The sequence below is a fragment of the Haloarcula terrestris genome (assembly GCF_031624315.1).
GTDB lineage: Archaea > Halobacteriota > Halobacteria > Halobacteriales > Haloarculaceae > Haloarcula > Haloarcula terrestris.
This window is the reverse complement of record NZ_JAMQOM010000006.1, coordinates 1-11,983: the sequence shown is the minus strand read 5'-3', so window position 1 is coordinate 11,983 and position 11,983 is coordinate 1. Positions and strand designations below refer to the sequence as shown.

The following is an 11,983-nucleotide window of genomic DNA, read 5'->3' as shown; positions in this document are numbered from 1 at the left end:
TTTGCGTCGATTTAGCCCAGCACGAGCGATTTGAGGTTTTTCGCGTACAGGCCCGGCGTCCGGCCCCGTGACCCGCGGAGCGCGTACGCGATGGCCTCGGTCGCGTCGTCCATCACGCCGTGGCCGTGCCCGACCAGCGCCCGCTCGGGGTCCAGGCGGGCGAGTTTCTTCGGCGGGAACAGGCGCAACATCGGATGGACGCCGAGGCGCTCGTCGCCGGCGAGGAAGTAATCAGCCGTCCCGAGCGCTTCCGGAATCACCAGTGTATCGTCCTCGTCGCCGTACAGCGCGGCCTCCTGCCAGAACGAGTTATCGATGATCTTGTGGACGCCGTAGTCCGTCTCCGGCAGTTGCCGGTGGATGCGTTCGACCGGCGCGTCGATGTCGCCTTCGACGCCGGACATCCACTCGGGAATGTACACCGGTACGTCGTGGCGGTTCGCGACGGCGGCGCTGTCACGCTTGTGCCGGTCCAGCAGGATGACAACGCCGGCCACCTCGCCGAAGTCGGCGAACAGGTCGTCGATGCCGTCGACATCCACCGGGTCGACGACGAACACGCCGGCGTCAGTCGAGAGCGCGTGGCTGACACGGACCATCATCTCATCGGGATAGGCGATCCAGCTCGCCCCGCGGTCCCAGCGGTTCGTCTCCACCCAGCCGGTCGTCGAGTCGTCTCCGTTGATTGGCATACCCCGTTGTACGCGCCAGACAGGAATAAATGGTCGAGAACAGGACAAGACAGTCTCGGCGTTGTGTCACCCTCGGGCGGCGTCCACAGCGGCTTTGTCCGTGGCGGTCGAAGGGCGAGTATGCTCTCATCGCCCGCCTGGGTCACGTTAGAGGTGAAGTACCCGGACCGTGCGACGGCGTTCTACGAGGCGTTCCTTGAACTCGACGTGGTTTCAGAAACACCCGAGGAAGCCGTGCTCGCAGCCGGTGACACCGAACTCAGGCTCCGCGCACCGGGGACGGTCCCGCGCGGCGGCCTGCACACCCACTACGCGCTCACGATTCCCGACCGGGAGTACGACGACTGGTACGACCGGCTGGACGAGCGTTTCGACCTGGTCGAGCACACCTTCGGGGACGCCCGCTCCCTGTACTTCTATGACACCGAGGGCAACTGCGTCGAACTCGGCGAGCGGGCGGTCGACGGCGACGGCGTCACGGGGCTGTTCGAACTCGTCCTCGAAGTGGAGGACCTGTCGGCAGCGACGGAGTTCTACACTGCGCTGGGGTTCGAACTGGTCGACGACGGCCGCGACGAAGGCAGAGTCAGGCTGTCGACGGGCGACCTCGACCTGGAACTGTGGTCGCCGCGGCTCGGCATCGCTGACGCTCGGGGCGGCGTTCACGTCGACTTCGGTGTCGTCGCAGCGGACCCCGAGGCCGCGGCCGACGCGGTGGCTGGGGAGGCGCTGTCGGTCACGTCAGTTGAGGAGGGCGTCCGCATCAGGGACCCGGACGGGCACTACCTGACGCTGGTGTCTGCGTAGCGGCCGCAGGCGTCGAGACCCGTCCCTGAAAGCGAATATAATGACCTCCCTCATACTAGTAGCCGTATAGACCCCTCATAGGCAGGTTCTTTTCGTGTCGACAGTCACCTTCCACCCGAGGATGTCCCCGACCGACTCCCGGACCAAGCGCGATGTCCCGCCGAAGGCGACCCTGTTCTGTCCGGACTGTGGGCACCAGAGCCGGTACGACGGCGACTGGATCGTCGTCGAAACCCACCGCGGGACCCACTACCGCTGCCCGGACTGTCACACCGAGCTCACGAGCCGAGCGAGACACGCCGCTGGGCGCTCTCCCCGTTTTCTCGATGACTGCTGGCAGGCGTGGGACCACGGTATTCGCGTCTGGCACGGACTGCTGCAGCGATTTCTCTCACCGTGAACGGTTCTGTCGCCATCCGTTGCAGGACCGCCGTTTCGAAGCTGCCTGTGACGCCGCTCACTCCAGGCGCTCGGAGTCGATGCTGACGCCCGGCGGCGTCACGACGAGAAAGCCACGGAAATGCATCAGTTCCCCGCCGGCCTCCCGGACCGGCCGGGCGAACCCGGCGGCGAGTTCGTTCAGGTCGCCCTCGACGTTGAGGACCAGCACGGACCCGTTCTCGATGGTGGTTAGCCACTGCTCGGCCGGTTCCGACCCGTCGAGGACGCCCAGCACGACCCGGTTGCTACCCGAGCCGTCCCGGTCGTCGTCCATCTGGTCCTCCACGGCCTGCAGGTCCAGCCCCTCGAAATCGCTCATAACCCAATACATGCGCGGGCGGAGCAAAAATCCTCCCCACCTGTCTGACGCGCGGCAGCCGCGCTGGCTACGGTATCGTGGTCGCGCCCGTGTGTCGTGTCCACGTGCCACCCGATTTATGAACAGCTATAAATAGTGGAAGCGACCAGATACAGGTGCTTATGTCCAACAACGAGGGCACGTCGGGATCTCCGGCGGATCGAGTTCTTCCAGGGCACACTGGATTCCACGTCTGAGATAACAGACGCACGGATTTTCGACACCACGCTGCGCGATGGTGAGCAGTCACCACGCACGTCGTTCAACTACGAGGACAAACGCGAGATAGCCGCGCTGCTCGACGAGATGGGCACCCACGTCATCGAGGCCGGGTTCCCCGTCAACTCTGATGCGGAGTTCGAGGCAGTTCGGGACATCGCCGAGTCCACGCGAGTGACGACCTGCGGACTGGCGCGTGTGGTCGAGAAAGACATCGAGGCGGCTCTGGATTCGGGTGTGGACATGGTCCACACCTTCGTCTCGACGTCGGACGTACAGTTGCAGGACTCCATGCACGCGACCCGTCAGGAGGCGCTCGACACTGCCGTCGACTGTGTCGAGATGATCAAAGACGCGGGCGTCGAGTGCATGTTCTCGCCGATGGACGCCACGAGGACCGACGAGGACTTCCTCGTCGAAGTCATCGAGGCCACGTCCGCGGCGGGGGCGGACTGGATCAACATTCCGGACACGTGTGGGGTCGCCACGCCGCGGCGGTTCTACGACCTCATCGAGATTGTCGACGACTGCACCGAGGCCTACATCGACGTGCACACGCACGACGACTTCGGGCTGGCGTCGGCCAACGCCATCTCCGGCTTCGAGGCCGGAGCCAGCCAGGCGCAGGTGTCGGTCAACGGCATCGGCGAACGCGCCGGCAACGCGGCCTACGAAGAGGTCGTAATGGCGCTGGAATCGCTGTACGATGTCGACACCGGAATCGACACCACCCGCATCACGGAGCTGTCGCGGATCGTCGAGGAGAAGTCCGACATCGGGGTGCCGGCGAACAAGCCCGTCGTCGGGCGCAACGCCTTCTCCCACGAGAGCGGCATCCACGCCGCGGGCGTCATCGAGAACTCCGACACGTTCGAGCCGGGCGTCATGACCCCCGAGATGGTCGGGGCTACGCGCGAACTCGTGCTCGGGAAACACACCGGAGCGCACTCGGTTCGGGAGCGGCTCGTCGACGCGGGCTACGACCCGACCGAGGCCGAAGTTCGGGAAGTGACCCGCCGCGTCAAGGAGTACGGCGCGGAGGAGCAGGTCACCATGTCGGTCCTCGAACGGTTCGCCGAGGAAATCGGCGTGACCGAGGAGAGCGAGGAGGTCCGGGCGTAGGCCCATGCCCTCGCCTCCGGCCGTCACTACGAGTGAGCAGCCACGGGTGAGTGCCCGGTCCCGCGACGGTGTTCGACAGGGGCTCTCACAGAACGTTTATTATTCGGGACGAACTGCTTTCAGACGTGATGACCGCGGCCGCTGGGCGTCAGGTTCGACCGTTCGCCAGCGCCGCGACCGCTATTCTCGGCGCGCGTATTGTAGGGGCCCTATAGCCCCTCTCTTCACATTTTCATATCCGGTCGGATCGATTCGCCACAACACCACAGAGTCACCAGTCATGCACGCAGCACACACATTACCGCGGTATCGAACGCAGACACGAACAGACGGAGGGATGGCACGATGAGCGAACACGCATCAGTCTCCAAAGAGGACGCGGACACCGAGTCCGAGACCGAACAGGAACCGGTCACGACGGGCGCACAATCGGTCATTCGCGCGCTCGAAAACGCCGGGACCGATTACGTCTTCGGCGTCCAGGGCGGGGCGATCATGCCCGTCTATGACGCGCTGTACGACTCCGACATCAACCACGTCACGATGGCCCACGAGCAGGGGGCCTCGCACGCGGCGGACGCGTACGGGATCGTCACTGGCGACCCCGGCGTCTGTTTCGCCACGTCCGGCCCCGGCGCGACGAACCTCGTGACCGGCATCGCCGACGCGAACATGGACTCGGACCCGGTCATCGCCCTGACCGGCCAGGTCCCGACGGAGTTCGTCGGCAACGACGCCTTCCAGGAGACCGACACGGTGGGTATCACCCAGCCGATCACGAAGGAGAGCTACTTCGCCGCCGACTCAGATACCGTCGGCGACGACGTTAGCGAGGCGTTCGCGCTTGCCGACGCCGGTCGACAGGGACCGACGCTGGTCGACCTCCCGAAGGACGTGACCCAGGGCGAGACCGAGGTCGAACCCGGCACGCCGGAGACGCCGGACACCTACCACGTCCCTGAGGAGGCCGACGACGAGCACGTCCAGGAAGCCGCCGAGGCGCTGGCCGAGGCCGACCGTCCCGTCATCCTCTCGGGCGGCGGCGTCATCAAGGCAAACGCCTCGAACGCGCTGCGGGAGTTCGCCATGGAGTACGAGATTCCGGTCATCACGACGATGCCCGGCATCGGGAGCTTCCCCGAGGACCACGAACTCTCGCTCGAGTGGGCCGGCATGCACGGCACCGGGTACGCCAACATGGCGATCACCAACACCGACTGCATGCTGGCTATCGGGACGCGCTTCGACGACCGCCTGACTGGCGGTGTCGACTCCTTTGCCCCCGACGCGGACATCATCCACGTCGACATCGACCCCGCCGAGATCAGCAAGAACATCTACGCCGACCACCCGCTCATCGGGGACGCCCGGGAAGTGCTCCGGCAGCTGTTCGACGCAATGCCGCGCGCGCCCGACGCCGACGAGTGGCGCGAGCAGTGCCAGGAGTGGAAGTCGGAGTACCCGATGACCTACGAGATGCCCGAGGACGAGCCGCTGAAACCGCAGTACGTCGTCGAGACGTTCTCGGATCTGACGCCGGACGACACCATCGTCTGTACCGGTGTCGGGCAGCACCAGATGTGGGCCTCCCAGTTCTGGGAGTACACCGAACCCCGGACGTGGGTGTCTTCCCACGGCCTCGGGACGATGGGCTACGGCGTGCCCGCCGCCATCGGTGCGAAACTCGCCGCGCCGGACCAGGAGGTCGTCTGCTTCGACGGCGACGGCTCGTTCCTGATGACCGTCCAGGGCCTCTCGGTCGCCGTTCGAGAGCAACTGGATATCACCTACGTCGTTCTGAACAACGAGGCGGTCGGGATGGTCCGCCAGTGGCAGGACGGCTTCTACGAGGGCCGCCGGATGGCCTCGGAGTACCCGTGGATCCCGCAGTTCGACAAGCTCGCCGAGGCCTTCGGCGCGCGCGGGTTCACGCTCGAATCGTACGAGACCGTCGAGGAAACGATTCAGGAAGCACGCGACTACGACGGGCCGAGCGTCATCGACGCCCACATCGACCCCGGGGAGAACGTCTTCCCGATGGTCCCGAGCGGCGGTGACAACGGCCTGTTCGCGCTCGAAGAAGACCATCTGGACCAACTATGACAGGAGGAATGCCAGGCCCCGCGCCGGACGAACGGATGCGCCCGAAGGGCCGACGCAACACGCAGGGAATCCGCGTTGACCCCGAGGCCGAAGTGACCCACGAACCGCGACAGGCGGTGCTGTCAGCCTTGGTCAAACACCGACCGGGCGTCCTCTCGGAGGTGTCGGCGCTGTTCAGCCGACGGCAGTTCAATATCGAAAGCCTCACCGTCGGCCCGACAGTCGACGAGGACACAGCCCGGATGACGATCCTCATCGAGGAGCCGGAACCGGGGATCGATCAGGCGAAAAAGCAACTGCGGAAGCTCGTGCCCGTCATCTCCGTCAGCGAACTCGAAGGCGAGTCCGTCCGGCGGGAACTCGCGCTGGTGAAAGTCAGCGGCGAGAAGCCCGACGATGTCAACGCCATCGCTGACATGTACGGCGGACAGGCCGTCGACGCGTCGACCGACTCGGTCACCGTCGAGATCACGGGCAGCAAGCAGAAGATCGACGCCGCCGTCGAGGCGTTCAAGCAGTTCGACGTGCAGGAGATCGTGCGAACCGGGGCCGCCGCACTGGAACGCGGCCCGAAAACATTAGAGAAAGATGTCTGACGAATTCACCACAACAGTCTACTACGACGAAGACGCTGACGTATCGACACTCGACGACGAGACCGTAGCCGTACTGGGCTACGGCTCACAGGGCCACGCCCACGCGCTGAACCTCCACGAATCGGGCGTCGACGTGGTCGTCGGCCTCCGTGAGGACTCGTCCTCGCGGGCCGAGGCCGAAGACGCCGGCCTCCGCGTCGAGGCCCCTGACGTGGCCGCCGCTGAGGCGGACCGCGTCGTGATGCTGGTCCCCGACACGGTCCAGCCGTACGTGTACGAGGCCATCGAGGACGGACTGGACGCCGGCGACACGCTCCAGTTCGCCCACGGCTTCAATATCCACTACGGCCAGATCGAGCCGCCGGAAGACGTTGACGTGACGATGGTCGCGCCCAAGTCCCCGGGACACCTCGTCCGCCGGACCTACGAGCGCGGCGAAGGCACGCCCGGCCTCATCGCTGTCTATCAGGACGCGACCGGCAACGCCAAGGAAGAGTCCCTGGCCTACGCGAAGGGCATCGGCTGTACTCGCGCCGGCGTCATCGAGACCAGTTTCCAGGAAGAGGTCGAGACGGACCTCTTCGGCGAGCAGGCCGTCCTCTGTGGCGGCGTCACCGAGATGGTCAAGGTCGGCTTCGAGACGCTGGTCGACGCCGGCTACGCGCCGGAGATGGCCTACTTCGAGTGCCTGAACGAGCTCAAGCTCATTGTCGACCTGATGTACGAGGGCGGCCACATGGGCATGTGGAACTCCGTCTCCGACACCGCCGAGTACGGCGGCCTCACGCGCGGCGAGGAAGTCATCGACCGCGAGGGGATGGAGAAGATCCTCGAAGAGGTCCAGAACGGCGAGTTCGCCCGCGAGTGGATCAACGAGAACCAGGCCAACCGACCCGCCTACAAGCAGTACCGCGACGCCGAACAGCACCACCAGATCGAGGAAGTCGGCGGCCGCCTGCGCGAACTGTTCGCGTGGGGCGAAGACGCCGACGCCCAGAAGGAAGAAGCCCCCGCAGATGACTAACGAGCACACAGATTCACCGAGCGACACGGGAAGCGAGTCACGCGAGACAATGCGCAGCGTCCAGCACACCCACCCGAAGACGAGCGCGACCTTCGGCGCGGTGTTCCGCCGCGGCCCGGTCGTCGCCGCCGACGGTGGCGAACGCGACGAGGAGCAGGCCGAGGAGACGATGGAAGACATCGACCACGAGGCACCCGGCGAGGGTGTCACTCGCGCGTACGAGCGTGGAACCGAAGGACGGGACGAGACAGTATGAGTCAAAACACGCTGTACGACAAGGTATGGGACAAGCATAAGGTGACGACCCTGCCCAACGGCCAGGACCAGCTGTTCGTCGGACTGCACCTCATCCACGAGGTCACCAGCCCGCAGGCCTTTGGCATGCTCAAAGAGCGCGGCCTCGAGGTCGCGCGCCCGGACCTGACTCACGCGACGGTCGACCACATCGTCCCGACCGCGAACCAGGACCGGCCCTACAGCGACGACGCGGCCGAGACGATGATGGCCGAACTCGAAGAGAACGTCCGCGACGCCGGCATCCAGTTCTCCGACCCGACGACGGGCGACCAGGGTATCGTCCACGTCATCGGCCCGGAGCAGGGCATCACACAGCCCGGCAAAACCATCGTCTGTGGCGACAGCCACACCTCGACTCACGGCGCCTTCGGCGCGCTCGCGTTCGGGATCGGGACCAGCCAGATCCGGGACGTGCTGGCGACCCAGACCATCGCGATGGAGAAACAGAAGGTCCGCAAGATCGAGGTCACCGGCGAACTCGACGAGGGCGTCGAAGCAAAAGACATCATCCTCGAAATCATCCGCCGACTCGGGACCGAGGGCGGCGTCGGCTACGTCTACGAATACGCCGGCGAGACCATCGAGAACCTCGACATGGAAGGCCGGATGTCCATCTGTAACATGTCCATCGAGGGCGGTGCTCGCGCGGGCTACGTCAACCCCGACGAGACCACCTATGAGTGGCTCGAACAGACGGACTACTTCCAGGAGCACCCCAAGAAGTTCGAGGAACTCAAGCCGTACTGGGAGTCCATCCGCTCGGACGACGACGCCGAATACGACGACGTGGTCGAGATCGACGCGAGCGAACTGGATCCCGTCGTCACGTGGGGGACCACACCGGGCCAGGGCATCGGCATCGACGACCCGATTCCCGAGCCCGAATCGCTGGCCGACGACAAGGTCGACACCGCCCGCCGCGCACAGAAGCACATGCGCGTCGAGCCCGGCCAGACGATGGAAGGCTACGACATCGACGTTGCCTTCCTGGGTTCGTGTACCAATGCTCGACTGCCCGACCTCCGTCGCGCGGCCCGCATCGTCAAGGGTCGCGAGGTCGCCGACGACGTGCGAGCGTTCGTCGTCCCCGGCAGCCAGCGCGTCCAGCGCGCCGCCGAGGAGGAAGGCCTGAAGGACATCTTCGAGGAAGCCGGCTTCGAGTGGCGCAACGCCGGCTGTTCGATGTGTCTGGGCATGAACGAGGACCAGCTGGAGGGCGACGAGGCCTGTGCCTCATCCTCCAACCGGAACTTCGTCGGTCGCCAGGGCAGCAAGGACGGCCGCACCGTCCTGATGAACCCCCGGATGGTCGCCGCCGCGGCGATCACCGGCGAAGTGTCTGACGTGCGCGAACTGAAGGAGGTGAATTTAGCGTGAGAAGCGAGACGCGAAGCGTCTCGGATACGCGAACGGGGAGCAACGCGACCCGTGAGCGAACCATGCGACCTACTCAGCGCGAAGCGCTGGAGGTGGTCGCATGAGCGACCCCACTGAGGACATCCCGTCGGTCGACTACGTCGAGGGGTCTGGCATCCCGATCCGCGGGAACGACATCGACACGGACCAGATCATCCCGGCTCGGTTCATGAAGGTAGTCACCTTCGACGGCCTGGGCGAGTTCGCCTTTTTCGACCTGCGGTTCGACGACGAGGACAATGAGAAAGACCACCCGTTCAACGAGGAGCGGTTCCAGGACTCGAACGTGATGGTCGTCAACAACAACTTCGGTTGTGGCTCCTCGCGCGAACACGCGCCACAGGCGCTCATGCGCTGGGGTATCGACGCCATCATCGGCGAGGGCTTCGCCGAGATTTTCGCTGGGAACTGTCTCGCGCTCGGTATCCCGACGGTCACGGCCGACCACGAGACGATCAACGCGCTCCAGCAGTGGATTGAGGACAACCCCGACGGCAAGATCGAAGTCGACGTGCGGGCGGAGACAGTCACCTACGGCGTTCCGGAATCGTCAGATTCCGGAGCCGATCAGAACTCTCCGAGTTCTGAGCTCGACAACGAGATCAACGTCAGCGTCGACCGCGCCCAGCGGGAGGCCCTCGTCGAGGGCAACTGGGACACGACGGCGCTGATGAAGGCCAACCGGAACGCCATCGAGGAGACGGCCTCGCAGTTGCCGTATCTCGATCAGACGCGGTCGGAACTCGAAGCGGACGACTAGCGAGGTCGCTTGCGACCTCGGTTTGCGCGACGATGTTCTGTCTCGGAAATGGGAAGAACAATAGCTGTGCCGGTCACGTCCTTCCCGCATGGACCAGATCCGCGAGATACACATCGCCCCGCTGGGGCACGAACGCGACCGGATTGCCGAGCCGATCCACCAGCACAACGCCGATGATGTGTATCTCCTCACGGGAACGACGGAACCGTCGCGGCTGACGCCGTACCAGCAGGCCCTCGTCGAAGACCTCGACGCCAACGGCGTCAGCGTCGAACTGCACCGAACGGACTTACACGATCTCTACGACGTGCTGGCGGTGGTGACGACGCTAACAGCCGACCATCTCGAAGACATCGTCCGCGTCAACGTCTCCAGCGGGCCGAAAGTGGCGGCTATCGGGAGCGCGATAGCGTGCATGGCGACAGAAGCAACGGCGTACTACGTCCACCCCGAAGAACACGTCCCATCGGTCTCGACGGAACCGCTCACTCGCGGGATGGAGCGCGCGGAGGTCCTGCCGTCATACCCCATCGAAGCCATCTCCCGGGACCAGGTCGCGGTGCTTGACTATCTCAAGCGGACGAACACGGACACTTACACCGCCAAGAAGTCGGACCTCATCGAGTTCGCAGAGGACGCTGGCCTCGCGTTCATCGATGATGCGGATCCGGCAAACGAGAAGGCGAAGTTCGCCTTGTTGAACGCCAACATCATCGACCCGCTCGCGGACGACGGCTACATCACGGTCAGCGATGTCGGTCGGACGAAACAGGTGGCACTGACCGAGACCGGCGAGAACGTCCGTCACGCGTTCCAACACAAGCTCTGACATCCTGTCATTCAAACTTTCATACCACGTATTAAACAGGAGACAACGCTTTTGTGGTTTCACACTTAAATTAATTACAATCTGGCAACGCTCTCCGTATGACTCATTTCTCGATAGACGATGTGACGGTACTCCACGTCGACGACGATTCCAGTTTTACTGAGATTGTCTCCGAGTTCCTTGAACGGGAAGACGCCGTGGTCTCGGTGGAATCCGCGACAAGCGTCGAGGAGGCGCTGACAGTGCTCCGTAACGAACCGGTCGATTGCATCGTCAGCGACTATGACATGCCGAACCGGGACGGGCTGGACTTCCTGGAGCTAGTCAGGGACGACTACCCGGAACTGCCGTTCATTCTGTTCACCGGCAAGGGATCAGAGGAAATCGCGAGCCGGGCGATTTCGGCCGGCGTTACCGACTATCTCCAGAAAGAGACCGGGACCGAGCAGTACACCGTTCTGGCGAACCGAATTCAGAACGCGGTCCGGAGCGCTCGGGCCGAAACCGCGGTCCAGCGCACGGAAGACAGGTATCACAACCTCGTCGACACTGCGCCGATCCCGATCCTCCTCTTTGACCGGGACTGGAAGGCCCTGTACGCCAACGAGGCGGCCGTAACGTTCCTTGATGCGGACTCCTTCGCAGAAATCGCCGGGAAGAAGGCGAGCGATTTTCTCCATCCTGACGAGCAGGACACGGCCAGAGAGCGGTTTCAGCGCCTGATGCGTGACGATGTCTCCGTTCCCGAACGGGAGTACCGTGTGGTGACCGCCGAAGGCGAAGTGGAAACGGCGACAATCGCCACTGCACCCGGCTACTACCGCGGCGAGAAAGTCGCCCAGGCGATGGTGTACCGGTAGTCCGACTGCGTACACGCTTGCCCGTCAGGTTCTACGGCCCGTTTCAGTTCGGTGCTCCTGTCACTGTGGCCCTATTGTATTGATAGTATACATGGTATCAACTGTATCGTTAGTATTGAGATAGAACCTACATAGCTCCCCTCGCTACGAGCAGTTGCGCACGGGTCGCCAGCGATCACCCCTCCCGATTCACTTCGGCCCTCCACACGCTCACGTCGTCCGCTGGTCACCCGTGCCACTCCCCGGAACGCACTGTCGTTTCTGCCTCCGAACGCCCTTGTCCGCGCTTCTTCTCGGTGAAACGCACCGTTTGTCCACATATCGGACCGCATTGCTCCGTTGAACGCCGACGCCGTCTGCGGATTGTATCGCTGATTTCAGGGGAATTGGACGCCGTCTGGCGATATGGGGCGTCTCAGGAACCTTGCACAGACGTTTCGAGACTTTGCCACGAACCAC

The 11,983-nt window shown here is 64.1% G+C and carries 13 protein-coding genes; 11 read left to right on the top strand and 2 right to left on the bottom strand.

From position 1 onward, the window contains the following. Positions 1–11 precede the first annotated feature (11 nt). Positions 12–692: a hypothetical protein gene (locus NDI54_RS14375; RefSeq protein ID WP_310897129.1), complete on the bottom strand. Its 681-nt coding sequence runs from the start codon at positions 690–692 to the stop codon at positions 12–14. A 120-nt stretch (positions 693–812) separates the two neighbouring features. Here NDI54_RS14375 and NDI54_RS14370 point away from each other — a divergent pair, with 120 nt between their 5' ends. Continuing rightward, the gene (locus tag NDI54_RS14370; protein ID WP_310897128.1) at positions 813–1,499 is read left to right on the top strand and encodes a VOC family protein; all 687 of its coding nucleotides are present in this window, start codon (positions 813–815) and stop codon (positions 1,497–1,499) included. A gap of 121 nt (positions 1,500–1,620) precedes the next feature. Then, positions 1,621–1,899 carry a hypothetical protein gene (locus NDI54_RS14365; RefSeq protein ID WP_310897127.1) on the top strand — a complete coding sequence of 93 codons (279 nt, stop codon included), beginning with the start codon at positions 1,621–1,623 and terminating at the stop codon, positions 1,897–1,899. Positions 1,900–1,956: 57 nt separating this feature from the next. On the opposite strand, the gene NDI54_RS14360 is transcribed toward NDI54_RS14365, so the two are convergent. Then, positions 1,957–2,259 carry a DUF5779 family protein gene (locus NDI54_RS14360; protein ID WP_310897126.1) on the bottom strand — a complete coding sequence of 101 codons (303 nt, stop codon included), beginning with the start codon at positions 2,257–2,259 and terminating at the stop codon, positions 1,957–1,959. 135 nt (positions 2,260–2,394) lie between these two features. Between NDI54_RS14360 and NDI54_RS14355 the strand changes: the two genes are divergently transcribed. From NDI54_RS14355 to NDI54_RS14315, 9 genes are all read left to right on the top strand, one after another. Next, positions 2,395–3,639 (top strand): LeuA family protein, encoded by a 1,245-nt coding sequence (locus NDI54_RS14355; protein WP_310897125.1) that lies wholly within the window; start codon positions 2,395–2,397, stop codon positions 3,637–3,639. A gap of 345 nt (positions 3,640–3,984) precedes the next feature. Continuing rightward, positions 3,985–5,742: a biosynthetic-type acetolactate synthase large subunit gene (gene ilvB, locus NDI54_RS14350; RefSeq protein ID WP_310897124.1), complete on the top strand. Its 1,758-nt coding sequence runs from the start codon at positions 3,985–3,987 to the stop codon at positions 5,740–5,742. Between the two features lie 8 nt (positions 5,743–5,750). Then, positions 5,751–6,338 carry an acetolactate synthase small subunit gene (gene ilvN, locus NDI54_RS14345; RefSeq protein ID WP_310897123.1) on the top strand — a complete coding sequence of 196 codons (588 nt, stop codon included), beginning with the start codon at positions 5,751–5,753 and terminating at the stop codon, positions 6,336–6,338. Continuing rightward, on the top strand, positions 6,331–7,362 hold the full coding sequence (gene ilvC, locus NDI54_RS14340) for a ketol-acid reductoisomerase (RefSeq protein WP_310897122.1): 1,032 nt from the start codon (positions 6,331–6,333) through the stop codon (positions 7,360–7,362). The genes ilvN and ilvC overlap by 8 nt, the downstream gene beginning before the upstream one ends. Then, on the top strand, positions 7,355–7,618 hold the full coding sequence (locus NDI54_RS14335) for a hypothetical protein (RefSeq protein WP_310897121.1): 264 nt from the start codon (positions 7,355–7,357) through the stop codon (positions 7,616–7,618). Before ilvC ends, NDI54_RS14335 begins: the two co-directional genes overlap by 8 nt. Continuing rightward, positions 7,615–9,036: a 3-isopropylmalate dehydratase large subunit gene (leuC, locus tag NDI54_RS14330; RefSeq protein ID WP_310897120.1), complete on the top strand. Its 1,422-nt coding sequence runs from the start codon at positions 7,615–7,617 to the stop codon at positions 9,034–9,036. Before NDI54_RS14335 ends, leuC begins: the two co-directional genes overlap by 4 nt. Before the next feature lie 100 nt (positions 9,037–9,136). Beyond that, positions 9,137–9,835, top strand: a complete 699-nt coding sequence (gene leuD / locus NDI54_RS14325) for a 3-isopropylmalate dehydratase small subunit (RefSeq protein WP_310897119.1) — start codon at positions 9,137–9,139, stop codon at positions 9,833–9,835. Positions 9,836–9,923: 88 nt separating this feature from the next. Further along, on the top strand, positions 9,924–10,664 hold the full coding sequence (locus NDI54_RS14320) for an HFX_2341 family transcriptional regulator domain-containing protein (protein ID WP_310897118.1): 741 nt from the start codon (positions 9,924–9,926) through the stop codon (positions 10,662–10,664). 98 nt (positions 10,665–10,762) lie between these two features. Beyond that, complete coding sequence (locus NDI54_RS14315; RefSeq protein WP_310897117.1) at positions 10,763–11,524, top strand: response regulator; 762 nt, start codon at positions 10,763–10,765, stop codon at positions 11,522–11,524. Positions 11,525–11,983: the final 459 nt, after the last annotated feature.

Coding starts and splice junctions, on each gene's coding strand:
- NDI54_RS14315 (WP_310897117.1), top strand. CDS start 10,763: ATGACTCATTTCTCGATAGACGATGTGACGGTACTCCACGTCGACGAC.
- NDI54_RS14335 (WP_310897121.1), top strand. CDS start 7,355: ATGACTAACGAGCACACAGATTCACCGAGCGACACGGGAAGCGAGTCA.
- NDI54_RS14320 (WP_310897118.1), top strand. CDS start 9,924: ATGGACCAGATCCGCGAGATACACATCGCCCCGCTGGGGCACGAACGC.
- ilvB (WP_310897124.1), top strand. CDS start 3,985: ATGAGCGAACACGCATCAGTCTCCAAAGAGGACGCGGACACCGAGTCC.
- ilvC (WP_310897122.1), top strand. CDS start 6,331: ATGTCTGACGAATTCACCACAACAGTCTACTACGACGAAGACGCTGAC.
- leuD (WP_310897119.1), top strand. CDS start 9,137: ATGAGCGACCCCACTGAGGACATCCCGTCGGTCGACTACGTCGAGGGG.
- NDI54_RS14360 (WP_310897126.1), bottom strand. CDS start 2,259: ATGAGCGATTTCGAGGGGCTGGACCTGCAGGCCGTGGAGGACCAGATG.
- NDI54_RS14375 (WP_310897129.1), bottom strand. CDS start 692: ATGCCAATCAACGGAGACGACTCGACGACCGGCTGGGTGGAGACGAAC.
- NDI54_RS14365 (WP_310897127.1), top strand. CDS start 1,621: ATGTCCCCGACCGACTCCCGGACCAAGCGCGATGTCCCGCCGAAGGCG.
- ilvN (WP_310897123.1), top strand. CDS start 5,751: ATGCCAGGCCCCGCGCCGGACGAACGGATGCGCCCGAAGGGCCGACGC.
- NDI54_RS14370 (WP_310897128.1), top strand. CDS start 813: ATGCTCTCATCGCCCGCCTGGGTCACGTTAGAGGTGAAGTACCCGGAC.
- leuC (WP_310897120.1), top strand. CDS start 7,615: ATGAGTCAAAACACGCTGTACGACAAGGTATGGGACAAGCATAAGGTG.